Annotated in this window: 21 protein-coding genes; 8 read left to right on the top strand and 13 right to left on the bottom strand. The window is 61.4% G+C overall.

Annotated features, from left to right (window positions below; genetic code table 11):
- Positions 1 to 6: 6 nt before the first annotated feature.
- A complete protein-coding gene (locus G369_RS38460; protein WP_157773640.1) occupies positions 7 to 906 on the top strand; it encodes a WYL domain-containing protein in 900 nt (299 codons plus the stop codon).
- 85 nt (positions 907 to 991) lie between these two features.
- Here G369_RS38460 and G369_RS38455 read toward each other — a convergent pair whose 3' ends face one another.
- The 5 genes from G369_RS38455 to G369_RS0106580 all read right to left on the bottom strand — a co-directional run bounded on the left by G369_RS38455 (position 992) and on the right by G369_RS0106580 (position 8839).
- Positions 992 to 3391: an AAA family ATPase gene (locus tag G369_RS38455; RefSeq protein WP_157773639.1), complete on the bottom strand. Its 2400-nt coding sequence runs from the start codon at positions 3389 to 3391 to the stop codon at positions 992 to 994.
- 653 nt (positions 3392 to 4044) lie between these two features.
- Entirely contained in the window at positions 4045 to 5718 is a 1674-nt protein-coding gene (locus G369_RS37465; protein WP_080647802.1) for a discoidin domain-containing protein, read from the bottom strand.
- 232 nt (positions 5719 to 5950) lie between these two features.
- Positions 5951 to 7108, bottom strand: coding sequence for a contractile injection system protein, VgrG/Pvc8 family (locus tag G369_RS0106590; RefSeq protein ID WP_019653192.1), 1158 nt, complete (start codon positions 7106 to 7108; stop codon positions 5951 to 5953).
- Positions 7109 to 7115: 7 nt separating this feature from the next.
- Complete coding sequence (locus G369_RS0106585) at positions 7116 to 7607, bottom strand: phage tail protein (RefSeq protein ID WP_019653191.1); 492 nt, start codon at positions 7605 to 7607, stop codon at positions 7116 to 7118.
- An 8-nt stretch (positions 7608 to 7615) separates the two neighbouring features.
- Positions 7616 to 8839 carry a phage tail tape measure protein gene (locus G369_RS0106580; protein WP_026346238.1) on the bottom strand — a complete coding sequence of 408 codons (1224 nt, stop codon included), beginning with the start codon at positions 8837 to 8839 and terminating at the stop codon, positions 7616 to 7618.
- Between G369_RS0106580 and G369_RS35485 the strand changes: the two genes are divergently transcribed.
- Positions 8775 to 9539 (top strand): phage portal protein, encoded by a 765-nt coding sequence (locus tag G369_RS35485; protein WP_019653189.1) that lies wholly within the window; start codon positions 8775 to 8777, stop codon positions 9537 to 9539. The genes G369_RS0106580 and G369_RS35485 overlap by 65 nt on opposite strands.
- A gap of 108 nt (positions 9540 to 9647) precedes the next feature.
- Here the strand turns inward: G369_RS35485 and G369_RS0106565 are convergent, their stop codons facing one another.
- The 7 genes from G369_RS0106565 to G369_RS0106545 form a co-directional block, all read right to left on the bottom strand.
- Positions 9648 to 11090 carry a lactonase family protein gene (locus tag G369_RS0106565; RefSeq protein ID WP_019653188.1) on the bottom strand — a complete coding sequence of 481 codons (1443 nt, stop codon included), beginning with the start codon at positions 11088 to 11090 and terminating at the stop codon, positions 9648 to 9650.
- Between the two features lie 10 nt (positions 11091 to 11100).
- Positions 11101 to 11283: a hypothetical protein gene (locus tag G369_RS38450; protein WP_157773637.1), complete on the bottom strand. Its 183-nt coding sequence runs from the start codon at positions 11281 to 11283 to the stop codon at positions 11101 to 11103.
- 247 nt (positions 11284 to 11530) lie between these two features.
- Positions 11531 to 12406 carry a hypothetical protein gene (locus tag G369_RS38445; RefSeq protein WP_157773636.1) on the bottom strand — a complete coding sequence of 292 codons (876 nt, stop codon included), beginning with the start codon at positions 12404 to 12406 and terminating at the stop codon, positions 11531 to 11533.
- Positions 12407 to 12470: 64 nt separating this feature from the next.
- Positions 12471 to 13232, bottom strand: coding sequence for a hypothetical protein (locus tag G369_RS37330; protein WP_208604378.1), 762 nt, complete (start codon positions 13230 to 13232; stop codon positions 12471 to 12473).
- A 129-nt stretch (positions 13233 to 13361) separates the two neighbouring features.
- Complete coding sequence (locus G369_RS38440; protein ID WP_157773635.1) at positions 13362 to 14069, bottom strand: Cro/Cl family transcriptional regulator; 708 nt, start codon at positions 14067 to 14069, stop codon at positions 13362 to 13364.
- Complete coding sequence (locus G369_RS0106550) at positions 14066 to 14872, bottom strand: TIGR04255 family protein (RefSeq protein ID WP_157773634.1); 807 nt, start codon at positions 14870 to 14872, stop codon at positions 14066 to 14068. Before G369_RS0106550 ends, G369_RS38440 begins: the two co-directional genes overlap by 4 nt.
- Before the next feature lie 317 nt (positions 14873 to 15189).
- Positions 15190 to 16221, bottom strand: a complete 1032-nt coding sequence (locus tag G369_RS0106545; protein ID WP_020722966.1) for a tyrosine-type recombinase/integrase — start codon at positions 16219 to 16221, stop codon at positions 15190 to 15192.
- A 132-nt stretch (positions 16222 to 16353) separates the two neighbouring features.
- On the opposite strand from G369_RS0106545, the gene dusA reads away from it, so the two are divergent.
- Complete coding sequence (dusA, locus tag G369_RS0106540; protein ID WP_019653182.1) at positions 16354 to 17397, top strand: tRNA dihydrouridine(20/20a) synthase DusA; 1044 nt, start codon at positions 16354 to 16356, stop codon at positions 17395 to 17397.
- A 166-nt stretch (positions 17398 to 17563) separates the two neighbouring features.
- Entirely contained in the window at positions 17564 to 18349 is a 786-nt protein-coding gene (locus G369_RS0106535; RefSeq protein ID WP_019653181.1) for an IclR family transcriptional regulator, read from the top strand.
- 261 nt (positions 18350 to 18610) lie between these two features.
- On the opposite strand, the gene G369_RS0106530 is transcribed toward G369_RS0106535, so the two are convergent.
- Positions 18611 to 19252 (bottom strand): GntR family transcriptional regulator, encoded by a 642-nt coding sequence (locus tag G369_RS0106530; protein WP_019653180.1) that lies wholly within the window; start codon positions 19250 to 19252, stop codon positions 18611 to 18613.
- Between the two features lie 128 nt (positions 19253 to 19380).
- Here G369_RS0106530 and scpA point away from each other — a divergent pair, with 128 nt between their 5' ends.
- Genes scpA through G369_RS0106510 form a run of 4 tightly spaced genes read left to right on the top strand, consistent with a single transcriptional unit; the run spans position 19381 to position 24662 of the window.
- On the top strand, positions 19381 to 21543 hold the full coding sequence (scpA, locus tag G369_RS0106525) for a methylmalonyl-CoA mutase (RefSeq protein WP_026346234.1): 2163 nt from the start codon (positions 19381 to 19383) through the stop codon (positions 21541 to 21543).
- A gap of 11 nt (positions 21544 to 21554) precedes the next feature.
- A complete protein-coding gene (locus tag G369_RS0106520; RefSeq protein ID WP_019653178.1) occupies positions 21555 to 22028 on the top strand; it encodes a GNAT family N-acetyltransferase in 474 nt (157 codons plus the stop codon).
- A gap of 47 nt (positions 22029 to 22075) precedes the next feature.
- Positions 22076 to 23074, top strand: a complete 999-nt coding sequence (gene meaB, locus G369_RS0106515) for a methylmalonyl Co-A mutase-associated GTPase MeaB (protein ID WP_208604385.1) — start codon at positions 22076 to 22078, stop codon at positions 23072 to 23074.
- A 43-nt stretch (positions 23075 to 23117) separates the two neighbouring features.
- Positions 23118 to 24662, top strand: coding sequence for an acyl-CoA carboxylase subunit beta (locus G369_RS0106510; protein WP_019653176.1), 1545 nt, complete (start codon positions 23118 to 23120; stop codon positions 24660 to 24662).
- The last annotated feature ends 30 nt before the right edge of the window (positions 24663 to 24692 follow it).

The raw sequence follows: 24692 nt of genomic DNA, 5'->3' as shown, positions 1-24692 counted from the left end.
TGGCGGATGCCAATACTTTGGGCATTGGTGTTCCTCGCGGTGATGGTCTCCAGTTGGGCCTGGGCTTGGCGCCGCACGCGCGCAGCGCTGGCGCTTCGTGGCTGGCGTCCAGTTCCATCGCATTGCGTCGGCGCAGCAGCCGGGGCGTTTGCCGCGGTAGTGGCGTTGCTTGCGGTGGCCATGGTGGCTGCCCCAAGCATCGACCTAATTGGGCGCCTGCTGGTACTGCCTATCCTGGCCGCAATGCTCTGGGCCTTTTGGCGTTTGACCACAGTTGATCTTTCGAAGCGGCTTGAGCATAGGGCTGCTGCGCGGGGAGCTGCTGGCCCGACGGTCCCGCCTGCCCCTCGGGCATCGTTGTCCGGAGAAAGATCTCAGGGTCCTGAGGCCAAAAACACATTCGCGTTCATTTATCGCAAGCCGGACGGCAGCGAAAGCCGCCGAACCGTTCGCGTCGAGCGTCATGGCTTTGATGGCTCCAGCAAGTACGTAGAAGGCTATTGCAGCAATGCTGGCGCATCGCGTTCTTTCCGCTTGGACAGAGTTCAGGGGCGTGTGACCGACATGGAAACTGGCGAGCTAATCTCAGCCGGGGAGATGTATCGCCGCCTTGGCGCTCCTTCAAAGTCACTTGAGGTCAACAGCTTTTCTGCTGCGGCGAGGGCTCCAGTCCCCACGCGTCGGCCTGGTTGGCAGACCGCGGTGTACTTCGCTGGCTTCGGCGCGAATCAGTACGGTGAATTGGCTGCGTTGGCCGAAGCTGCGGACATCGACGTCAGAACTGCGATCAGCCGCTCGGTTGACTACGTGGTAAAGGGAAACTTGGCCGGTCGGCAGCAGCTTGCGCAAGCAGAGGCGCATGGCGTTACCGTCATCGATGAGGACACGTTTAGGGGCATGGTCTGACTGCCTTGCCGAAAGGCTCTTGCAATGCTGGTGATGGTGAGGAGTTCGCCATCTTGCCCCGAAGCAGGTCAACCAGTCCCCCGGTTCATCCGAAATGGCCCAGCTTGCCCCTAATTTCAGACAATTGACGGCGTGCAGAACTTGATAGCGGGCCCCAGTCAAACTTGTCATGCAGTTCAGGCGCTTGTGTCCAAGCCTTATCCAGATAGGCAATAAATTGCTCCACACGCGTCAGGCGTTCGTCGATCATACGGACGTCGTGAATCGCGTTGCGTGCAACTGGGTCGACAATGGGCGTGTCAACAATAACTGCATCCAAATAGGAGAATATCGCGCACAGCTTCTTGGTGGAGTAAGCTCCCGCCGAAGTAATTCTCAGCCGGTCAGCTCCCTCATCTTTTAGACCTTCTGGCGAGGATAGAAGGCCCTTGTCAAACGCTCGTCTAATATGGGGAAGAACCTGCTCAACTGCGAAGCCGGCAGATTGCATGAACTCCAAAACCAAGTGCCGCTCTACAAATCCGTGGCGCCCGCCCACTTGTCCGGCACGCTCTACGTAATCCAATAGCAACAGCATTGCAAAATGCTCTTTGCTCGTCGACGAGCCAATGTCATAAAGGTTAGGTACTGGGGAATCCGACGGATCGTAGTGCTCCGCATCCTTATAAATTACAGCGCGCATAAACTCGTGTAGAGGCAGAACATACGCTCCACGATTTTCAATCACCCCTAGGATCTTTGCGCTGTCAACATGGCCGCTGCCTACAAAAGAGGCGACATATTCAAGTGCCGCTCGAACATTGCCGGCGCACATGTTGTCGATAAATTCTATTATTTCCGTCTGAGTGTCAAAGGCTCGAATGAGCATGCGCAAATAATTTTCGAGATTCTTTGAGGAGAGGGTGATGTCGACAAGTCCTCCAATTTTTCCCGCATTGACCAATTGTCCGAGTGCAAATTCGAGGCGCTTCTTGATCACCAGATCAATCCGAGGCGGTTCGATGGTGAAGACCCGAGGCTGATAAGCAGCTATAGCGCCGCGCGCTCGGGAAAGCGCGAACGTTTCCGGTCTCAAGGAAACGAAAGCCGTAACCGGCCAACTGCCGGCCATGCTTGTAGCTATCAGAAATACTTCTTCTTGAAATGCCGGTGGCCGTTGATCAACGTTGTCGAGAAAAATAACAATTTGCCGCTTTTGTCCGCGAAATATATGCTCCAACGAATGCCGAACGTGCTCCTCTTCATTCTTGATGAGTTCACCAAGAAACTCTAATTCTTTCAGCTTGAAGACCTCAGGTGCGCTTTCCTTTAGATCTCCATATATTCCCTTGGCAAAATCCATCAAGCGATGGTGATAGACACCCCGAACAAAATTTCTCTCAAAGATATCTGCATTCTCGTTCTCTCTGAGCTGGCGAATGATTTCGGCGGAGGTATAACTCTTGAGGTCGCCAGAAACGGCGGGTTTGACACCGTAATCTAAGAAAAGAACAAGCGCCCGGCTGAACTCTTCCTTTGCGTCATTCTTTACGAGGTTGCGAATGAAAGTCGTTTTTCCAACGCCGACGTCTCCTACCAATAAAATCGGCCTCTTGCTCAATGACGCTGCGAGAACGTCTTGAGTGATTTGAGGGTTTGTTCCCTTTTTGCCCGTGGCTGGTAGAGCGCTCACCCCCGCTTGATTTTCAAAAAAGGTGGTATAGCGAGTACGCAGAAGCTCTTTACTAACCAAGGCGTATTGAGAAAGTGCTCCACTCTGACAGTATGCATCCTTTAGAAATTTTTCTTCAATTTCTGGGGCGGTGATAATGTCATCAAAAAACAAACCACCAAGAATTTGAAGCTCGCTTGCTATGGGATTTCTGCTTTTGTGTCCTGGGTAATCGGAAAGCCTTGATGAGAGTTTTCTTGGTGGCGGTATCTGCGCGCTCTTGGTCAGCAGAGATTTTAAACTTCCGTCGGCCAATGCGGGCGGCGTGACAAGATCCCATAATTCCCTAAAATTTTCCTGCATACTCTCCAGGCTTGAATATGCGATGCATTTTCCATTCTCCGCCGTAATTCCGTCGGTTCTTGCTCCAAGCAAGAAAACCCATTGCCGACCATTTGTGACTGCTGCATAAGGTATCCCTCTTTTTTGGCAGTAACCTACAGCTTGCTCAATAGCATCCGAGAAGTATTTATTCTTTTCTATTAAAGTCGCTAGTTGCAAGAGATGTTTGTCGATATTGACGGGTAAAGTAAATCCAATCGATTCGCGCTTGGCTTCGACTAATAATTGGGTCGGCGAACCACATTCGTAGTCCGTGAAGTCACCCCGCTCGTGCTTCTCAACAGTAATGCCGTCTCTGTTCCAACAAAAGACTTCAGTCAAAATCCTATCAATAATTTGAAAGCGCGCTGTGGCTTCGTTAAAATCATCTAGCCCTTTGGTTTCGATGATGATTTGCTCCAAGCTTAATTTGGCTGCTTCATAGTTATTCATGGATTTTGAAAATTGATGGTGGCCGTATAGGAGAATCTTATCCACGGCTTCCGTGCGGGCGCAAGCTCGTTCCCACCATTGAACGCTTCCAAGGTGAAAGGCGGGTCGAGAGGTGTCGCCGGGTCTCGCGCTGTGTGCGAAAAGCTGGAGGGAATGCTCAGTCGGCAGAGCTTGATCCTTCTTGTGCTTCGACGTCTTCGCCCTGCTCAGTGTCTAGGTCAACTGGCTGATGTGGCCAGTTGGCCGAACGTGTGCCGAACGCTAGCCACGATCCATGGCGTCACGTTGATCTTCCGCTTCTAGCCGGCCACCCACGCCGGACGCCGCGGCGGGATGTAGGCCCGGCCGTAGGCGAGGGTGATCTCGAAATCAAAGGCCTCGCGCCGGATGCGCAGTTAATAGGCTCGCGCTGTGACCAGGGCATCAGCTTCGCTCGCGGAGGTCGAGCTCAGCTCCTTCCCGCTGCCACTGAGGCAGGAAAAGGACGCTGCTGCCGGTGCCGGTCTTAATGTTCTACCAAGCCTACACGCCTCTGCATGCGTCGCGGTCTGCGCGGCTCCAGTTGTGATGGTCGCCGGCCGGGCTGTGAGGTCGTAGTGCAGCGAGCCGGCGGGGCTGCGCGACGTCAAGCTAGGAATGGGAAGAGGGACCGACTAGGGGCCTGCGTAGTTCCACAGATCACCCTCTCGCACTGTGACGACCGGGCTCGTATAGAGGAGAGTTTGGCCGTCTGTGTCGTAAATTTTGAAGACGCCAGTCTCAATCTTGTTGCTCATAGCCAGCCGAGAATTTTTCATTCCGAATCCGGTATTCACGTCCCAGGTCACGTAGTTATTCTGGAAGACCACCTTCTTCTGAAGCCAGCGAGCAAACAAGCGATTTCGGCTCGGGAAAGCCGGGTCGCAATCGGCAGCGCATGCGCCGTACAACATGCCATAGACCCGCGTGCCGTCTTGCACCCACCCGCAGGTAATCATCATCTTGTCTTCGTTGCTGTAGTTGCTGAAGGCAACCTTGGTCGGACCAAGATCGCTCAGGCTCGTACTGGTGGACATCCACAAATTCGACTGTCCCATGTGATAGCACGAAAGATAGTGAGTGGAGCCTCCGTACGAAAAGGCCTTTACATCGTTCAATGCTCGCATCGGCTCTTGCTGAGCGCGATTGACGAACGCAAAGTTCACGCCGTCGGTGCTTGTCGCGTGCTCCACCCCGGGATTGGTGCTCGACTCCATGAAGTAGTAGTGCCACACCGCGTTGGAGTCTTTAATAATTGGATTGACACCGTTGTAATCGCCTGCTGCCCAGTTCGGATAACCGGTGACATTGATCATGGTTGAACCGCCAGCGTTTGGAGACCAGTTTGCTCCGTCACCTGATGTTGCGTATCCGGTCTTGTTGAGGTTGTCGGACCGCATGCACGTATATGTCATGCGCCAATCACCAGGGGCGACTCGTACTACCGACTCGTTTCCTACATTCTGGCAATTGCCGTGATCGATCTGAAGATAGTGAGCATCAAAATTCAGATAGTCGTCAAAAGTGACTGTGGTGTATATGCGGTCATACAGAGGGGCGGAAACTCCGTCCCAGCCGTGAAAATATATCCGCCAAACTGAACCGCTTAGCTGAACTGCTTGAGGGGAGTAGATGTTTCGATACGCGCCAGGATTGGGCGCGATCATTGAAGATCCGCGCTCGTCGTAGTTCCAGTTGCTAAGCCGATTCGGATTGAATGCATTAGCCTGAACTCCGGCCACTTGCATCTTGTTTGGCAAAGCACCCGCATTGTTGCCGCCAAAGGAAAGTTGATTGAAGCCGGCGTCGCCCCCCGCCTTAACCTCGGCGAGCTGGAAGACTGGAGTTCCCGCGTCGTCCCCTCCCAGTCTTGTAGCGACGATGCGAATTCCTTCTGTCTGCACAGTGGCAGGGAGAGGAATGACTATCCAATCGCATCGGTTGGGGCGGGGGTAGTCGACATAGTTTCCGATTTCTACCCAATTATTGGGTCCGCCCGAATAGTAAATCTTGAAGTCCACGGGAAACCCGAGTGCGGCGCAGGTCTGCACGTAGCGCGGCATCAGCTTCACGTAGTTGATGCTTTGAGTACCCGACCACCAGAATGCGATTTCTTCGGTGGCTACCGGAGACGCATGAGTATTGCTGCTCCAGATTGTTGAAGTATTGTTATCGTAGGCGGAGGCCAGAGGCCACAGTTGACTGGAGCTGCTGGCGGTGACCGGTTGATATTCTGCTGAATGCGCTGAATTAGAGAAAAAGACGAAAAGTGTTAGCGCAGAGAGAAACAACTCACGTAGGCGTTTCATGCAAATTCCTCCCGATGAAAATATTCAACTGGGTCAGAGATCTGCCGAGGCGCTTTTATTTCTCCAGTGCGAACACATCATTGCGGCAGATGCGATCGCAAGCGGCAGAGATCTAACATTGCAAAGTGGACGCAGAGATTATGTAAGCGGGTGTGATCGCAACGATAGAGACCGAAAGTAGCAGCCCTTCAGCGAATTCGCATGCTTTTGGAGTGCACTTTTCAATCGGCCATCAGATGTCGGCACCTTCTTGACCTTCCACGCCCTCGGCTTGCTCGGTTTCCAGCGTGAGCAGGCTGATGTAGCCGGCCTGGTCAATCGTATGGCGCACGCTGGCCACTATCCAAGGTGTCTCGTCGATCTTCCGCTTGTAGCCAACCACGCGCGCAGGACGCTGCGGCGTGATGTCAGCGCGGCCGTATGCCAGGGTGATCTCGAAATCGAAGATCCCGCGCTGTATGCGCAGCCACTCGGCGCGGGCTGCGGCCAGGGCGTCCGCTTCGCTCGCGAAGGTCGTGCGCAGTTCTTTCGCACGGCCACTCAGGCCGGCGATGACGCTGCTGCGGCGCCCGGTCTTGATGTTGTTCCACCAAGCCTTCACGCCGCTGTACGCGTCCCGATCTGCGCGGCTCCAGCGGTGCCTGTCGCCGTCCTGCCGCGTGATGACTACCGCCGGCAGCACCTTGCCGCTCGGAGTGCGCGCGGCGCGCGCCTGGCTGAACAGGAGCTTGCCGTTCTTCACGGTGCAGAGGCAGTCGTAGGTCTGAGCGAGCCGGCGAAGAAAGGAGGCGTCCGATTCGCCGAGCTGGTCGGCGTGCTTGACCTTGCGCGAGGCGATTTCCTTGGCGACGACGGCCTCGATGCGGTTGCGCCTGGCCACGCTGTTGACGATGGCGCCGACGGTGGTCTTGTGCCATGACTCATCGCGCAGGGTGCGCAGGCTGTCGAGCAGGTTGGCGGCGCGGGCGCGGATGGTGATCTCGTCGGGCGTGCCGGCGTATTCGACCGCCTGCACGGTATATGCGCCTTTCTCGACCAGCCCGACGGGGAAGCCCATCTCTTCGGTGGTGAGCTGGCGGTAGGGCGCGGCGTTGGGCTCGGCAAGCCAGCCGATGGCCACTTCGACGGTGTCGCCGGTGTCCGGCAGCTCTACGGCGCCATCGTGGTCGCTCACGACAAGCTCAACCTCATCGGCATCGTTCTGCCGGTCATCGGTGATGGTCAGGCGAACGAAGCGCGGCAGGATGCGATCGGACACGTTCGCACCGTTGACGGTGATGCGCCAGATGGGCGTGAGGTGCGCCGCGGCGCGCCGGGTGTCGCGTCTGCAGCTGTTGGCGCTGACGTTGACGGTCGGCAGCGTGGCGGTGATGGCGTCTACGTCGGTCATGGTCTGTTCACACCACGCTGGCGCCCACGCCCAGCGACAGGCCTGTGTTGTCCGCCGCGTCCTGCAGCAGGGCGCCCAGGTCGCCCATGCTGTCGGCGATGAGTTGCTCGGCGACTTCCTGGGCGTCTTGGTCGACGCGCTGTAGGGTGAGGGTGAACTCGATGCGGCGCGCTTCGCCAGTCTCGAAGAAGAGGGTTCGGGTTTCCTGCAGCTCGGTGATGACGAAGGCGCCGTAGATGGTGCCGGTGCCTTCCACCAGCACCCATGCGGCGCCTTGGTCGGCCATGAGGCGCAGCACCGAGAGGCTGGCCGCGGTGCCGGCGAACTCGGGCACCACGACGCCATTGAGCGTAATGATGTCGTCGCCGGGCCCGAGGTACTGCGAGGCGTTGCGGGCGCCCACGAGGGGCTGCGAGGCGTGCTTCCAGCTGCTGCGCCGCTGAAGCTCTTGGTAGCTCATTGTGTCGAGCATGAAGACGAAGAGGCCGAGGCAGAGCATGGCGGGTGTCAGTTGTCGTAGTCGATGAAGGCGCCGCGGGCGCGGGCGCGCTTGTCGGCGTCGCGCTTGTCGAGTTCGGCGCGGATGGCGCGGGCGAGCTGCGCGGCGTCGGCGCCGGGCGCTGCGGTGATGTGGATGGTGATGGTGTCGCCCTGCACGACGACACCGCCGGCGGCCCGGCCGGAGGGCGCTGCTGCGAGCGGCGCGCGGGTGTCGAAGTTGCCGGGTGCACGGGGGAACTCTGCCGCCATGGCGGGCATGGCCGCAGCCGTGGCGCCGGCCAGGCCGAGCGCCGCGGCGCGCAGCAGCGGCCGGGTGCGGTCGATGCCGATGGCGGCGCCTTCGACGATGTTCTCGCCGGCCTGCATGAACACGCGCGAGGGGCTGCGGATGCCGAGCTTTTCCTTGAACCAGCCGACGGTGGAGTCCGCCGCGCCGCTGATGGTGTCCTGCACGGTGCCGAGCATGCTGGTGATGCCGCTCACCAAGCCCTGCATCATCTGCGCGCCGAAGGTCGTGAACTTGGCCGGGAGCTCGATGCCGAACCACTGCATGACGCCCGCGAAGGCCTGATAGAACAGGCCGAGGGGCGACCAGTTGACGATGGCCGCTCCCACCGTGGCCAGGGCCGCGGGCATCGACCCGCCGAGGTATTGCCAGAAGGCCGCGAACGCGCCCTTCGCGCGCTCCCAAAGGCCGACGAAGAAGCCGCTGATCGGCCCCCAGTACTTGTAGATCAGGAACGCGGCCGTTGCGATGGCAGTGACGGCCAGGCCGATCGGGTTGAGCAGCAGCGCGCGGCCGAGCCACATGACGGCCGTCGCCGCGAACCCCAGCACCCGGGTGGAGTAGGCGATGATTTGCTGAGTCTCGTCAGCTTTCAGGCCGAGGGCGGCGATGCGTGCTCTGGTGGTTTCGTTTTCCCGTATCTGATGCAGCGGCTCGGCGACGCCTCGGCGGACGGCGTAGGCGGTGCCGACGCCCGCGGCGCCCGCCATGGCCAGATGCCCGGCCGTGGCGCGGATGCCGTTGAAGCTCTTCTGCAGCTGCGCCTTCCGGTTGCCGGCGTTGGCCAGCGCTTCGAGGCGCGCCTTCTGCTGGGCGATGGCGTTGTTTGTCGATGCGATGTCGGCCTGCAGGCGGTGCTGGTCTGCCGAGAGCTTGCCGATGCCGCTGGCGGTGTCGAGCGCGACATTCGGCGCGATGGCGCTGGATTTTTTGGTCTTCGGCAATGCCTATGTCGAGCAGCCGCGCGCCCTCACTGGCCGGCCGCTGGCACTGCAGCACGCGCTGGCCAAATTCACGCGGCGCGGGGAAGAGGCGGGCCGCTACTCCTTTGTGCGTGGCTGGCATCAGGAGCATGAGTTCCCCGCTGGCTCGGTCTTCCATCTTCGGGAGGACGACGTCAATCAGGAGGTCTATGGCCTGCCCGAGTACATCAGCGCTCTGCAGTCGGCCTGGCTCAACGAGTCAGCCACGATGTTCCGGCGCAAGTACTACGCGAACGGTTCGCACGCGGGCTTCATCCTGTACCTGTCGGATGCGCAGGTCAGCACCGCCGATGCGGATGCGTTGCGCGAGGCGCTGAAGGGAGCGAAGGGGCCGGGCAATTTCCGGAATCTGTTCCTGCATGCGCCTGGTGGCAAGTCCGATGGCCTGAAGCTGATCCCCGTCAGCGAGGTGGCTGCGAAGGACGACTTCGCGGCGATCAAGAACGTGAGCAAGGACGACGTGCTCGCTGCTCACCGCGTGCCGCCTGGCCTGCTCGGCATCGTGCCCACCAACGCCGGCGGCTTCGGCAATGCACCGGACGCGCTGGGGGTGTTCATCGACAACGAGATCCAGCCGCTGATGCAGCGCTTTCGGGAACTCAACGAGTGGGCTGGGGAGGAACTGGTGCGGTTCCTCGTGCCGGAGCGGAAGGCCGCGTAAGGCCAGTGAACCTACGCGCTCAGAGACTTCGGGTGCCTTCCTACGATTGCACAGTTGCGACTAGGGGCGTATGGGAGAGGCCCGATGTCTCCTGATCCTGAGTGCGCGCTACTTGGCGAGCGCGAAGAACTGCGGCCGGTTGGCTCCGGCCGCGTGCACGGCTTGCAGAGTGAGCGTGCCGGTGCTCCGGTCGATCGTAAAGACCGAGATCGTGTTGTCGCCCTGGTTCGCCGTATAGGCGAACCGGCCTGTGCGATCCACGGTGACGGAGTTGGGCGTGTTGGCGCCGACGGAGAACGGCTGGCCCGGTACGGCCGTCAGCGCGCCGGTTCGTGGGTTGATGGCGTAGGCCGAGACGTTGTGGGAATTCCTGTTCGCAACGTACACGAAGCGTCCGGTCGGATCGATGGCCATGCCAAAGGGCGTGTTACCGGAGGGCACCGAGCCGATCGAAGTCAACGCGCCTGTGGTCTGGTCAATGGAATAAGCGCGCAGGGTGCCGGGGTTGTTGCCAGTGCTTACGTAGGCGAAACGACCGCTGGGTTCAGCCGCGACGTCGACGAAGCCGCCGACTGGCAGCGCGACCGACGCGGGTGGCGAGATCGGAACGCCGGTGCTCTGATCCAAGCGGAACACTTCGATGGACGCGCCGTTGGGCACGAACGCGAATCGCCCCTCGGGATCGAAACCCAGCTTGCGACTGTTGCCGCCGGCCACGGCCACGGCCGTGCTGCCGTCGAGGTCGCCGGTGGTGGCGTCGATATTGAGTCGATGGATCTGCCCATCGCCGATCACGTAGGCAAAACGTCCCTTGGGTTCGACGCCGACAAAGACCGGGCTCGTGCCGACGCCGGTGGTGAGATTGAGGTTCTGCGACAGCGTGCCGGCGGGATCGATGGTGGATTGAGTGACGCCTTCGGTCCCGACGTAGACGCTGGTGTAGAGCTTTTTCCCCGAGGGATGCGCGGTCACGTGCTGGGGCGTGCCTGCCAAGGGGTACGCAGTGGCTGCCGACAAACTGCCATCCGGAGAAACGGTGTATGCAGACAGATTGTTCGATCCCTCATTGGCCGCAAAGCCGAAACGGTCGGCTCCGGCCTCCGAGCAATTGACCGTCACCGAGCTCACCGCAGCCCCTGCGATCGTCCCGAAGGCTTGTTTCGCAACACAGACCTGCAGCGCCGTGGGCTGCGTCTTCACGGTCACGCCGTACTCGGCACCGTCGTCCAGCGAAGAAGCGAAGCTGAAGCTGCCGTCGGCTGCGACGGCCATGTCGTCACCTGCGTTGTTCTGCAGCACCAGCCCGCTGCCTGCCAGGCCGGTGACGGTGCCGCCGACGGTGAACTTCAGCGCGCCCGCTGGCGGCGCAGGGGGAGGCGGCGGAGGTGGCGGAGGTGGCGGCGGCGGCGCGTCGCCTACGCCGCTGTTCGCCGGAGGAAAGGGACCAAAGGAGAAGCCTCCGCCTCCACCGCCGCCGCACGATGCAAGCATCAAGGGCACGGCGATGGCCAGGGCGAGGCTCAGGCGGGTGCGACAGGGCAGTGGCGGCATTTTTTTTACTTTAGGAAACAAATGTGGCGGCGATGTTATCGGGACGCGCTGCCATTTGCACGCCCTGCGGCTGGCCGCCCACTTCGCGCGAGACGCTGTTGAGTTCAGCCACTTCGTCCAGCGTCGCACCGCCGTGGTGGTTTGGATGAGCAGATTCGCGCAGATAGCCTCCAAACACGACTTGTTCGCTCAAAGGTCCCCTGGCCCTTGCCTTGGGCCGCTCGGCCTCTCCATGGGGCTGCCACGGGCCTCGTAGCGACCCCGTCGCCTTCACGACCGTCCCCCCGACGCGGGCCGCCCGTCCCCGCCGGCGCGCGGTCTAGCCCCCACCGAGCCTGCGCGCTTGGGGTAGTTGTTTTTACGACCGGGTCGGCGCCATGGGCGCCCGCGCCAACGCTGGCGCGGCGGGTGCTCCGCGGCCGGCTCGCTATTACCTGTTTTTACGGAAGTTGACTGGCGTGATATGCCAAACGGCCTGGGCGCGCCAGCCAGTATTCGTGACGGTACTTTTGAATCAACTCTTTCGCGTGATTGATCGCGCGTTTGTAGTTATCCGGCGTGTTGGTCCGCAGCTTGTTCATCACTCGTGAATGCTCTTCGATGCTCGTCTTGAATTCGACGACGCCATAGCGAGCCGCGATGTCTTCCAAGGGTGCGATGCCCCATGAGTCCTCAGCCTTCCCGTCTGGGTGGAGCACGACGCTATGAAAGTAGCCGCTGTCGCCACGCGCCGTTTGCTCCCAACCGGGCAGAAAGCGCAAAGCAAGAAGCGCCGCCGGCTGAAGCCCTGTGAGTTCGTGCATAGCTTCTGCGAACGGGCCGCACTTCCCAAACGTGAACGCGGCCGCTTCGTGCGCGGGCATGTTCGGCTGGGGTCTGGCGGGCACTTCGGAGAGGTATCTCGGGTGTGCCTGAATAGCTTCAATCGCCAAACGGACGTTGTCGTCATCGGGCTGCGAACGCAGCGGGAGCGAAGCGAGCTTCGACTCGGCGTAATAGCGAGTGAGAACTCCGCCCGGGCCATAGGTTCTGCCGGCCCTTTGTCCAAGATCTCGAATGATCCTTCGATTGAATTCAAAGATGCTTCGAATTCCGCGAACGTCGAACACCTGATCGCCGTTGTCCCCCACGTAGACGCGAAGTGGATGCATTTGGTCGAGGCGAGGATGTCGGGAGGTTGCCCACCAGTCAACATGGAGCAGCCAGCCAGTCAGTCGAGCCAGTGCTACAGCAAAGTTCACACAGTCGTTAGCTTCCCACTCCACAACGCGCTCGGGTGCAAAAGCAAGCAGCTGCTTATTCTTGGCCTGTCCCATCTGACACTTGCTCCCATAAATTAACGAAGGGCGAACGTCGATGCATGTGACTTGCGTTCTGATGCTATGACCCGAGCAAAGGTTGCGGAGGATCGATCCGAAGACTGATGTGATCCGCTTGCCACTTCTTTAGCAGCTGGGAATCTGCGTATGTCATCGCCTGATCTGAAATGACGTCTACACCAATCAACTCGATCCAGTGGTGGACGACATTGCCTTTTGCGTCTTTGGCCGTACACCGATCATTGAAGATCGTGGTGATTCGTTTGCTTGCATCCTTCGCAGCAGCCTCCGCGACTCGGGGGTCTTCGTCGGTGCGGTAGAGAAGGGTTACATGCAACTCATAAGGATCGGTCGCACCGGTTCGCGTCTTTTCCTCGCCTTGATCAACGTCGAAGAAAACGGCAACGATGTGCTTCCCACTATCTTTGAAAACCTTCGCCAGCCTTTCCGCGACCTTCGTTTCTGCATCAAGCCGGCGATCAAATTCGTCAGGGAACGCAGCGCGGCGATAGCGAGCAGCCAGCCAGATCTGCAAGGTATTGCGATCGGCTCTACTCAGAGATTGAGCCGTGCAGGGCGCATAGTCTCCGAGCGCCGGAGATCCTTCAGATTTGGTGTTCTTCGGCAAGGCACATCTTTTGGCGATCTCCAACTCCACAATCTTCGTAGTGGTGCCAGAGGTGCACTCAATCTGCAGCTTGCGAAGATTTTTGCTGTTTGTGTAGTTTCCGTTTGCGGGGCCTTCGACGAATCTTCCCACAATGACTTCGACATAGGGCTCGTTCGTGTCGAGTTGAGCAATATCGCAATCGTGCGATATCACTACGACGGCCGTTTTCTCCGGGCCCTCACCACAATCTAGTCCGAATGCGACGACAGCATCTAGAGTAAGAAGATGCCCTTGTCTCCAAAGAGTGCTTCGATCCCACTTCGCCATATTGCGAGTTGCCGATCAAACTTGCTCGTTGAGGTGAGGGGAGCCAAGATCATCCAGCGCTACAGATTTGGAGCGCCTTGTCGCAAGCCGTTCTGACAAAGCGGTGCGCTGGGCTGATTCGCTAGCAAGAAGGGCGATCAGCTGCTTGGCCGCTGCCTCCAGATTTGCGCCAGATTTCGCAGCTTCAAAAAACGAGGTACCGCCAGGAAGCCTCCGTCGAGCTAGATTGGCCGTGTTGGCAAATCCGTGCGAAGACAGGAGCTCTGCGGCGTTTGCCATCTCAGCAAGCCGAATCTCGTTCTGTTCTGCGATGGGTTGCCCCGCCTGCCAGTTGTAGATGGCTTGGCGAGATACGCCGAAAGCGGACGCCAGTTCCGTGATGGAAGGCTTGAAAACCTCCCGGATCAATGAGATAGATTCGACCGAGCTTCGTTGGCGAGCGCGACTGGAAAAGTTTCGCTCGTGTTCGGCTCCATAGTTGAATTCCGGCAGGGGATAGCCCTTCGAATCCCGAGCAACCACATAGTCTGTCGAAAATACGCCGCCTGTACCGACGACCAGAGCAACCATAGCGCCTCCGAGACCCTGAACAGACAGGAACTTTGAGGAATTCGCCTTGCTTGCTGGTTCGACAGCGCGCTGCTCGGATCGAGAGAATTCTTTCCAAGCATTCCCATAGGCATAGCCAGGTATGTCGTGGGATCTGACAATGGCTGTATTCATTGTTCTTCCTCCTCACCCCATGCGTTACGTGCGTAGTCTGTCACAGATGCGCGGAAAACTACACCGATCAGCTTATGTAGTTGATGCAAGCGAGCTTCGACTTCTTCCATCGAGAATGATCGTCTTTCCGTAAAAGAACCATCGGTGTCCAAGACAGCATGCTCACCAACGAACTCACGGAAGCGCTCGCTCATCTGCAAGATTACTGGTTGCAGATCTGGAGGAAAGCCGAGAGGACCGTTCTGAATGATGGCGCGGGCAACAATCTTTCCGACCTCGTCGTCTATAAGCGTTGACTCCGCAAACGAATAGGCAAACTTGGCGTTCGGCAAGGAGGCTTGGACGCCTCCTGGTAGCCCTTGTAGATGAGGCTCAATGTATTGGTTTATTGGTTCACCGGCCTTCGGCACGATCGCGTCCAAGTACCTAAGCCCCAATCTCTCGGTGAACGAGAGGCCGCCCACCTCGGCGCCAAGAATCTCCAACCCGAGCTTCAAATTGGTTAGAAATGGTTCGAAGGTGTCGTAGTCAGTGGTCATGAATGACAACGCATCCGGTCCGAGCACGAAGCCTTGTGTGTTCTCTGTATTTGAGAATTGGAATCGTTCCACTTCTTGGGTGCGATTGGCGGTCGATAGGGTCAAATCAATCTGGACCTGCGTCGCACGCTTGAAGTCAGGAAAGCCAGCCTTGCGCATACGTTCCTGAATTGCCGGAATATACGAATTCAGGTTCAGGAGTGGATTGTGCTTAACTTGGCCAATGGTGAAGTAGAGGGGTGCATGCTTCATCTTCTTGGTCATCATTCCGTCCTTACTTGACATTCTGCTTGACAGTTTACACCTCCCGGGCGGGAGTTGTAGAGGTGGCAAATGTCCCTCTTGGATGCTGGCTTTGCAGCTGAACGGCGCGAATGCGGATGCGGACTCGGCGGCTTCGTATGGATTTTGGGCCGGCTTGGAGGGCGCAGGGCGCTACGGTTGGCCCGCGAGCCAATGCTCATCTACTTCGTGGTCGCATAGCTCGTGGGGCGCTTCCTTGCGCCGGCACCGTCACGTCTCTTGCTTCAGGGGGGGGGGGCATTGACGCAGGACTTGGTGGATTTGCGCATGGCCGCGTGCTATTGCTGGGGGCGGATGCCTAACTTCCCCAGCCACGGCCAAGTAGCGTACTTGTCGCTGCGATGGCGGATGTGCGTATAGCGGCGCAGTGAGCTCCACGTTCGGTGACCGGATACGCCCGCGACGTTTGGAATGTTCCACCCCAGTTCGAAGAGGCGGCTGATGCCGTCATGGCGCAAATCGTGGAAGTGCAGATCCTCTATACCTAACAAGGTGCAGGCATCGGTGAAGACGCGGCTGATGGTCCCACTGTCATAGGGAAAAATGCGGCCAGTCTGCCCGACTTCTTTGCGTCGGTTGAGGATGATAGCCAGCGCTTCGGGCGTGAGGCCACAACGGACATCGTTGCCTAATTTCTCGCCAGGGTGCTTCATGTCTCGTACCCAGATATCCGGGTGCGCTTCATCGAGGTCTTCGAAAGTCTGCCTGGTGATCTCGTCTTGGCGTCGCGTGCTGAAGATTGCATAGCAGACGATCTCCTGCATGGGGATTGATCCCTTGCGGCGGTTGCCGAAGAGGGTCATGAGCTTGTCCAGCTCTTCAAGGGTCGGGCGCCTGTCGCGCTGTCTGGATTTCGAAGTCAGGCCGAGTGCCTTGCACACCTTACGCGCGTCGTTGATGACCTGGGCATCGAGCTGATAACCCCAGGCCGGTCGCGCCAGTTGGTAGACCGCCGAGATGTGCGACAGATAGTTGTCGGCCGTCTGCGGCAGTACGCCGAGGTCTTTTGCGAACTGCACCCAATCGGCGCTGGTGATGGTCGAGCCGCGGCGCTTTGCGAGGCTGGTGGCGGCCACGGCGTTGAGGACCTGGGCTTTGGTTTTTCCGATGCCTTTGCGGTACTCGGCGACGTACTTCTGGATGGTCTCTGCGAACGTGGGGTCGGGCGCCTTGAGTTTGGCCAGGGCGCCAGGCTGCGCCAGTTCGGCTTCCCGGTTCTTCAGCCAGAGGCGAGCGGCTGGCTCGCGATCAAAAGTCTCGGTCTCGCTATGAACGATGACGCCGCCCTCCTTGATTCGGATGCGGGCCATGTGCGCTACGCTCCCGTCTAAGCGCTTGCGCTTCGTGATGGTTCCCAAATGGGGGCCTCCCGGTGGTACATGCCAATTTTGTGGCACTCAATGTACCACCGAGACCGAAAAAACAGCGCCAAAAGCTTCCTAATGACACCGAACGAGAACCCCGAAAACACTGGGCTGCAGCCCGATTTGCCTCGAAACCAGCGTGCCACCGAAGGCATGCGGGTCTCGGTTGCCCCCATGATGGACTGGACCGACAGGCACTGTCGCTACCTCCATCGCCTGCTGTCACGCCACGCGCTGCTCTACACCGAGATGGTCACGACCGGCGCGCTGATGCACGGCGACGTACCGCGCCACCTGCGCTTCAACGCCGAGGAGCACCCTGTTGCGCTGCAGCTTGGCGGCAGTGAGCCGGCCGACCTGGCGCACTGCGCGAAGCTCGGCGAGGAGTGGGGCTACGACGAGATCAATCTCAACTGCGGCTGCCCCAGCGAGCGGGTGCAGCGCGGCGCCTTCGGGGCCTGTCTGATGAACGAGCCGCAGCTGGTGGCCGATTGCGTGAAGGCGATGGTCGATGTGGTCGGCATCCCGGTGACCGTCAAGCACCGCATCGGCATCGACAAGATCGAGAGCTACGAGTTCGTGCGCGACTTCGTCGGCAAGGTCAGCGAAGCTGGCTGCAACACTTTCATCGTGCATGCGCGCAACGCCTGGCTGCAGGGGCTGAGCCCGAAGCAGAACCGCGAGATCCCGCCGCTGCGCTACGAGCTGGTGCACCGGCTGAAGCACGAGTTTCCGGACCTGCACATCGCCATCAACGGCGGCATCACGGTCAATGCGCAGGTGCATGAGCATCTGCGGCTGCTCGATGGCGTGATGGTGGGGCGCGAGGCGTACCACAACCCCTGGTGGCTCGCCGAATGGGAGGCCGAGTTCTTCGGCGCCGGCGAGCAGACGCTGACGCGCGAAGAGGTCGAGTCGCTGATGTGCGACTACATGGCCCGCGAGGCGGCCGAGCACGGCACCCACTGGTGGCCGATCGCCCGCCACATGCTGGGTTTGCGCAACGGCCTGCCGGGCGCACGCCGCTGGCGGCAGGTCTGGAGCGACCACCGGCTCAAGACGCTGCCTGCGCACGAAGTGATGGCGCTCGCGCGAGAGCCTGCCGCCGCGCACGCAGCCTGAATCGGGCGCGCCGCGCGCCTCTTGCGATCCGGCGCCAGAGCCGCGATCGGTCGCCAAGCCTTTCCTGAAACGATGTTCCGAAAAACGCTACTTCACGATAAGTAGCGCGTCAACCGTTTTTTGCTGAAAAATGAGGACGTCAGGGACATAAAAAAGGTTTGGATACATGAGTGACGCGATTGGCGGCAAAGAAGAAGTAAGTGCGCTCGCCAGAGGACTGGCTCTCCTGAGAGTCATCGGCATGGCCTCGGCACCGATAGGCAATCGCGAACTGGCAGACACCACAGGCATCCCCAAGGCCACGGTGTCGAGACTCACCGCAACCCTGGTGAGTGCGGGGTATTTGCGACAGTCACAGGACAGCGAGCGCTTCAGCCTCGGTCCTGCGCTGCTCGACATGAGCAGCCGCTATCTCCGCCATTTCGACCTGCGTACCGTGGCGCGACCGCATCTGGCGGCGCTTTCGGAGGCGGCGGGCGTGAGCGTGCACCTCGGCGTGCGCGACGAGCTCGACATGCTCGTCATCGATTCGCTGCGGCCGCGCTCCGTGGTCATCAGCTCCCGCATCGAGGTGGGCACGCGCATGACTATCGCCACCTCGGCTGGCGGCCGCGCCTATCTGGCGGCGCTGCCCCCGGCCGAGCAGGCCGAGCTGCTGGCGCAGATCCGCGTCGAGAGCGGAGAGAACTGGGAGGCCATCGAGTCGAGCCTGATGGCTGGCCTGGACGAGTACGCCCGCCTCGGCTACTGCGGCTCCTTCGGCGAATGGAACCCCCACATCCACGCCATCGGCTTCGCACTGGAGGGCCCGCGCGGCGAACGTTATTCGGTCAGCTGCGGCGGCCCCGCCTACCTGCTGCCCAAGGACACCATGGTGACCCGCATCGCCCCGCTCCTGCTCGAAACCGCCCAGCACCTGGCCAACGAAACCGGCACGCTCAACATAGATTGACCCGATCCGAGCCCAGCGGACTTGTTTCGAATCATGAAGAGAGGGGAAGCGAAGCGATCCCCAAATTCGCGGGATACCGCGGAACCGGCTTTGCCGGGCCGCCGGTATCACCCCCGTGAGGGGGGTGGCGAAGCGACACGAAGTGCGCGAAGCCCCGGGGGTGGTCGTGATCACCGCGGAACCGGCTTTGCCGGGCCGCCGGTATCGCCCCCGTGAGGGGGTGGCGAAGCGACACGAAGTGCGCGAAGCCTGGGGGTGGGCCTAATTCGCCGCTTCCAGCCCGTTCTTGAAGTGTTCGCGCATGCGCGCCATGGCCGCTTGCGCATCGCGCGCCTCGATGGCGGCCATCACGGAGCGGTGCTCGGCCAGCGATTCGCCGATGCGGCCCGCCTTCAGCAGCGAGTTGTGCCGGTTGAGCTTCATCACCTTGCGCAGGTCGGCCACCATCTGGTCGCGCCACTTGTTGTTGGCGATGGCCAGCAGGCGCATGTGGAAGCGCTCGTTCACGGCGAAGAAATGTTCCCGGTCCTCGGGCGAGGCCGCGGCCTCCAGCTCGGCGTGCAGCGCCTTCAGTTCGGCGCGCTGGGCGTCGGTGGCGCGCTCGGCCACCACGCCGGCGGCGTCGCTCTCCAGCAGCGAGAGCAGGTGGTAGACGTCGGCCAGGTCCTGTTCCGACACCTCGGTCACGTAGGCGCCGCGGCGCACCTTCATCGTCACCAGGCCTTCCGCGGCCAGCACCTTCAGCGCCTCGCGCAGCGGGGTGCGGCTGATGCCGTATTCCTCGGCCAGCTTGAGTTCGTCGATCCAGCTGCCGGGCTCCAGCTCGCGGCGAAAGATCCGCTGGCGCAGCAGTTCAGCGACCTCTTCGTAGAGGGCGCGGGGGGTGAGGGTGACGGCGGACATGGGCCGGACTGTACTTCAAAAATGGCGTTTGAATTAATAATTATGGATCGGTTAGACTCGCGGCCGGCTTGCAGATCCCTGCAGGCGAATTTGCGAACACCCTGCAAGACACTGCGAACGGCCCCTTCATGAGCAGCAAACCCGAACCCTCCTACAAGCAAGCCGATCTCGAAGCCTGGGCCAAGGCCGCAGCCAAGTCCGCACCCGGCGGCGACCTGAGCGCGCTGAACTGGATCACGCCAGACGGCATCACGGTCAAGCCGCTGTACACCGCCGCCGACCTGCAGGGCCTCAAGTACACCGACACGCTTCCCGGTTTCGAGCCCTACCTGCGCGGCCCGCAGGCCACCATGTACTCGGTGCGCCCCTGGACCATCCGCCAGTACGCTGGCTTCTCCACCGCAGAGGAGTCGAACGCCTTCTACCGCAAGGCGCTGGCCGCAGGCGGGCAGGGCGTGAGCGTGGCCTTCGACCTCGCCACTCACCGGGGCTACGACAGCGACCACCCGCGCGTGACCGGCGACGTCGGCAAGGCAGGCGTGGCGATCGACTCGGTCGAGGACATGAAGATCCTGTTCGACCAGATCCCGCTCGACAAGGTGAGCGTGTCCATGACGATGAACGGCGCCGTGCTGCCGGTGCTCGCGGGCTACGTGGTCGCGGCGGAGGAGCAGGGCGTGGCGCAGGACCAGCTCAGCGGAACCATCCAGAACGACATCCTCAAGGAGTTCATGGTCCGCAACACCTACATCTTCCCGCCCGCACCGAGCATGCGGATCATCGGCGACATCATCGAGTACACGGCGCAGAAGATGCCCAAGTTCAACTCGATCTCGATCAGCGGCTACCACATGCAGGAAGCCGGCGCCAACCAGGCGCTCGAACTCGCCTTCACTCTGGCCGACGGCAAGGAATACGTGAAGACCGCGCTGGCCAAGGGCCTCGACGTCGACGGCTTCGCCGGCCGCCTGAGCTTTTTCTGGGCCATCGGCATGAACTTCTATCTCGAAGTCGCCAAGATGCGCGCGGCGCGCCTCTTGTGGTGCCGCATCATGAAGGAGTTCGAGCCCAAGAACCCCAAGAGCCTGATGCTGCGCACCCACTGCCAGACCTCGGGCTGGAGCCTCACCGAGCAGGACCCATACAACAACGTGGTGCGCACCACCATCGAGGCGATGGCCGCGGTGTTCGGCGGCACGCAGAGCCTGCACACCAACGCCCTAGACGAAGCCATCGCGCTGCCCACCGAGTTCAGCGCCCGCATCGCGCGCAACACGCAGCTCATCATCCAGGAGGAGACCCACATCACCAACGTGATCGACCCCTGGGCCGGCAGCTACATGATGGAGAAGCTCACGCAGGACATGGCCGACGCGGCCTGGGCCATCATCGAGGAGGTCGAGGCCATGGGCGGCATGACCAAGGCGGTCGACAGCGGCTGGGCCAAGCTCAAGATCGAGGCTGCCGCCGCGGAGAAGCAGGCGCGCATCGACTCGGGCAAGGACGTGATCGTAGGCGTCAACAAGTACAAGCTCAAGAATGAAGACCCGGTGGAGATCCTCTCCATCGACAACGTGAAGGTGCGCGAGCAGCAGGTCGCGCGCCTGCAGAAGATCCGTGCCTCGCGCGATGGCGCCAAGGTGCAGGCTGCGCTCGACGCGCTTACCGAGGCCGCCGAGAACAATACCGGCAACCTGCTGGCGCTGAGCATCGATGCGGTGCGCCTGCGCGCCACGGTGGGCGAGATCTCCGATGCGCTCGAAAAATCGTTCGGCCGCCACCGTGCCGACACGCAGAAGGTCACCGGCGTGTATGCCGCGGCCTACGACTCCGCCGAGGGCTGGGATACGCTCAAGACGGAGATCAACGCCTTCGCCGAGGAGCAGGGCCGCCGCCCGCGCGTCATGATCTCCAAGCTCGGCCAGGACGGCCACGACCGTGGCGCCAAGGTGGTGGCCACGGCCTTCGCCGACCTGGGCTTCGACGTGGACATGGGCCCGCTCTTCCAGACGCCGGAAGAATGCGCGCGCCAGGCCATCGAGAACGACGTGCACGCCGTCGGCGTGAGCACGCTCGCGGCCGGCCACAAGACACTGGTGCCCGCCATCATCGACGAGCTGCGCAAGCAGGGCGCGGACGACATCATCGTGTTCGTCGGCGGCGTCATTCCGCGGCAGGACTACGAGTTCCTCTACGACGCCGGTGTCAAGGGAATCTACGGTCCGGGCACACCCATTCCCGCCAGCGCCAAGGACGTGCTGGAGCAGATTCGCGCGGCGGTCACGGCCTGAGGCGCGCCGTCGTGAGCGATCTCTTGTCGCGGCTATCGCTGCAGCCGGTGGATTCCAGCGATTTCGAGGCCATGCTGGCCCTGCGCATCGACGCGATGCGCCCGAGCCTGGAGCGCGTCGGCCGCTTCGACGTGGCGCGCTCGCGCGAGCGCCTGAGCGCGGGCTTCGTCGTTCCGTACATGCACCACATCGTGCTCGATGGCGACCAGCGCATCGGCTTCGTCACGCTGAAGCCCGAGGACAGCGACGCGCTGCGCCTCGACCATCTCTACCTGCGCACCGGCTTCCAGGGCCTGGGCATCGGCGAATGGGTGCTCGAATGGGCCAAGTCGCAGGCGCGAGAGCAGCGGCTGGACATCAAGCTCACCGCGCTCGTCAAGAGCGACGCCAACCGCTTCTATTTGCGCCACGGCTTCGTGCTCGAAGGCGGCGAGGGCGTCGACCTGCATTACCGCTGGCGCGTGGCGTCGGAGGCTGCGTGCTGAGCGACAAGGCAAAGTCCCTCGAGAACGCGATCGCCGGCACCGAAGGCATGCCGCAGCGGCGCGCCATCGCCAAGGCCATCACGCTGCTCGAATCGACGCGCGGCGACCACCGCGCGCAGGCCGACGAGCTGCTCACGGCGCTGCTGCCGCGCACGGGCAATTCGTTCCGCCTCGGCATCTCGGGCGTGCCGGGCGTCGGCAAGTCGACCTTCATCGAGACGCTGGGCCTGCTGCTGATCGGCAAGGGGCATCGCGTGGCGGTGCTCACCATCGATCCGTCATCGACCGTGTCGGGTGGCTCCATCCTCGGCGACAAGACGCGCATGGAACGCCTGTCGGTGCACGAGCGCGCCTACATCCGGCCCAGCCCGTCGAGCGGCACGCTGGGCGGCGTGGCCGAGAAGACGCGCGAGGCCATGCTGGTGTGCGAGGCCGCCGGCTACGACATCGTGATCGTCGAGACCGTCGGCGTGGGCCAGAGCGAAACCGCGGTGGCCGGCATGACCGACATGTTCGTGCTCATGCAACTGCCCAACGCGGGCGACGACCTTCAGGCCATCAAGAAGGGCGTGATGGAGCTGGCCGACCTCGTCGTCATCAACAAGGCCGACATCGACAAGGACGCCGCCACCCGCGCGCAGGCGCAGATCACTTCGGCGTTGCGGCTCTTCGGCCACCAGGGCAACCCCGAGCACGCGCCTGCCGTGCATGACGCGCACAGCGGCGCCGAAGTGCGCTTCTGGCTGCCCAAGGTGCTGCAGCTCAGCGCGCTGGCCAACACCGGCGTCGACGCCTTCTGGGACGCCGTCACGCAGTTCAGGCAACTGCAGACCGCCAACGGCCGCCTCGCGAAGCGCCGCGAGAAGCAGGCCACCGCGTGGATGTGGGAGCGCATCGACGCCGGCCTCAAGCAGGCATTCAGGCATCACCCCCAGGTGCGCGAGCTGCTGCCGCAGCTCACGCAGCAGGTGGCGCAGGGAACGTTGCCGGCCTCCACGGCCGCGCGCAACCTGCTCGCCGCGGCCGCCGTCGCGGCCGGACCATGAAGAAAAGACACGCAATCCAGGACCACAGCTTCGAAAGCACACCATGCAAGAACTGATCGAACAACTCGAAAAGCGCCGTGCCCAGGCGCGTCTCGGCGGCGGGCAGAAGCGCATCGACGCGCAGCACGCCAAGGGCAAGCTCACGGCGCGCGAGCGCATCGAGCTGCTGCTCGACGACAACACCTTCGAAGAGTGGGACATGTTCGTCGAGCACCGCTCGGTCGACTTCGGCATGGCCGAGCAGAAGGTGCCTGGCGACGGCGTGGTCACCGGCTACGGCATGATCAACGGCCGCCTGGTGTTCGTGTTCAGCCAGGACTTCACCGTCTTCGGCGGTGCGCTCAGCGAGGCGCACGCCGAGAAGATCTGCAAGGTGATGGACCAGGCCATGAAGGTCGGCGCACCGGTCATCGGCCTGAACGACTCGGGCGGCGCGCGCATCCAGGAAGGCGTGGCCTCGCTCGGCGGCTATGCCGACGTGTTCCAGCGCAACGTGATGGCCTCGGGCGTGGTGCCGCAGATCAGCATGATCATGGGCCCCTGCGCCGGCGGTGCCGTGTACTCGCCCGCCATGACCGACTTCATCTTCATGGTGAAGGACTCCAGCTACATGTTCGTCACAGGCCCCGAGGTGGTGAAGACCGTCACGCACGAAAGCGTGACCGCCGAGGAGCTCGGTGGCGCCATCACCCACACCACGCGCAGCGGCGTGGCCGACATGGCCTTCGAGAACGATGTGGAGGCGCTGATGATGCTGCGCCGCCTCTACAACTACCTGCCTTTGAACAACCGCGAGAAGCCGCCGGTACGCCTGGGCAACAACGGCCTGGGCGACCCGGCCGACCGGCTCGACTACTCGCTCGACACGCTCGTACCCGACAACCCCAACAAGCCCTACGACATCAAGGAGCTGATCCTGAAGGTGGTGGACGACGGCGACTTCTTCGAGCTGCAGCCCGACTACGCGAAGAACATCGTGATCGGCTTCGCCCGCATGGAAGGCCAGACCATCGGCATCGTCGCCAACCAGCCGCTGGTGCTGGCGGGCTGCCTCGACATCAAGAGCAGCATCAAGGCCGCGCGCTTCGTGCGCTTCTGCGATGCCTTCAACATCCCGGTCGTCACCTTCGTCGACGTGCCCGGCTTCATGCCCGGCACCGGCCAGGAGTACGGCGGCATCATCAAGCACGGCGCCAAGCTGCTCTACGCGTACGCGGAATGCACGGTGCCGAAGATCACCGTCATCACCCGCAAGGCCTACGGCGGCGCTTATGACGTGATGGCCTCCAAGCACCTGCGCGGCGACGTCAACCTGGCCTGGCCGCGCGCCGAGATCGCGGTGATGGGCGCCAAGGGCGCGGTGGAGATCATCTTCCGCGAGGACAAGAACGACCCCGAGAAGCTCGCCGCCCGCGAGGCCGAGTACAAGGCCCGCTTCGCCAACCCCTACGTGGCGGGCGCGCGCGGCTACATCGACGACGTGATCCTCCCGCACGAGACGCGCAAGCGCATCTGCCGCTCGCTGGTCATGCTGCGCGAGAAGAAGCTCGAGAACCCGTGGCGCAAGCACGGGAACATTCCGCTCTAAATGGCTCGCCCCAGTCTTCGCGCACTTCGT

The sequence above is a fragment of the Variovorax atrisoli 110B genome, from assembly GCF_000382045.1.
In the GTDB taxonomy this organism is placed as follows: domain Bacteria; phylum Pseudomonadota; class Gammaproteobacteria; order Burkholderiales; family Burkholderiaceae_C; genus Variovorax; species Variovorax atrisoli.
The sequence above is the reverse complement of the archived record's forward strand: the minus strand, read 5'-3'. Positions and strand labels throughout refer to the sequence as shown.

What these genes read in the sequence shown, in the direction of transcription:
- G369_RS38460 (WP_157773640.1), top strand. Translation starts at nt 7, where the DNA reads ATGCCAATACTTTGGGCATTGGTGTTCCTCGCGGTGATGGTCTCCAGT.
- G369_RS38455 (WP_157773639.1), bottom strand. Translation starts at nt 3,391, where the DNA reads ATGAATAACTATGAAGCAGCCAAATTAAGCTTGGAGCAAATCATCATC.
- G369_RS37465 (WP_080647802.1), bottom strand. Translation starts at nt 5,718, where the DNA reads ATGAAACGCCTACGTGAGTTGTTTCTCTCTGCGCTAACACTTTTCGTC.
- G369_RS0106590 (WP_019653192.1), bottom strand. Translation starts at nt 7,108, where the DNA reads ATGACCGACGTAGACGCCATCACCGCCACGCTGCCGACCGTCAACGTC.
- G369_RS0106585 (WP_019653191.1), bottom strand. Translation starts at nt 7,607, where the DNA reads ATGCTCTGCCTCGGCCTCTTCGTCTTCATGCTCGACACAATGAGCTAC.
- G369_RS35485 (WP_019653189.1), top strand. Translation starts at nt 8,775, where the DNA reads ATGCCGCTGGCGGTGTCGAGCGCGACATTCGGCGCGATGGCGCTGGAT.
- G369_RS0106565 (WP_019653188.1), bottom strand. Translation starts at nt 11,090, where the DNA reads ATGCCGCCACTGCCCTGTCGCACCCGCCTGAGCCTCGCCCTGGCCATC.
- G369_RS38445 (WP_157773636.1), bottom strand. Translation starts at nt 12,406, where the DNA reads ATGGGACAGGCCAAGAATAAGCAGCTGCTTGCTTTTGCACCCGAGCGC.
- G369_RS38440 (WP_157773635.1), bottom strand. Translation starts at nt 14,069, where the DNA reads ATGAATACAGCCATTGTCAGATCCCACGACATACCTGGCTATGCCTAT.
- G369_RS0106550 (WP_157773634.1), bottom strand. Translation starts at nt 14,872, where the DNA reads ATGACCAAGAAGATGAAGCATGCACCCCTCTACTTCACCATTGGCCAA.
- G369_RS0106545 (WP_020722966.1), bottom strand. Translation starts at nt 16,221, where the DNA reads ATGGCCCGCATCCGAATCAAGGAGGGCGGCGTCATCGTTCATAGCGAG.
- dusA (WP_019653182.1), top strand. Translation starts at nt 16,354, where the DNA reads ATGACACCGAACGAGAACCCCGAAAACACTGGGCTGCAGCCCGATTTG.
- G369_RS0106535 (WP_019653181.1), top strand. Translation starts at nt 17,564, where the DNA reads ATGAGTGACGCGATTGGCGGCAAAGAAGAAGTAAGTGCGCTCGCCAGA.
- G369_RS0106530 (WP_019653180.1), bottom strand. Translation starts at nt 19,252, where the DNA reads ATGTCCGCCGTCACCCTCACCCCCCGCGCCCTCTACGAAGAGGTCGCT.
- scpA (WP_026346234.1), top strand. Translation starts at nt 19,381, where the DNA reads ATGAGCAGCAAACCCGAACCCTCCTACAAGCAAGCCGATCTCGAAGCC.
- meaB (WP_208604385.1), top strand. Translation starts at nt 22,076, where the DNA reads ATGCCGCAGCGGCGCGCCATCGCCAAGGCCATCACGCTGCTCGAATCG.
- G369_RS0106510 (WP_019653176.1), top strand. Translation starts at nt 23,118, where the DNA reads ATGCAAGAACTGATCGAACAACTCGAAAAGCGCCGTGCCCAGGCGCGT.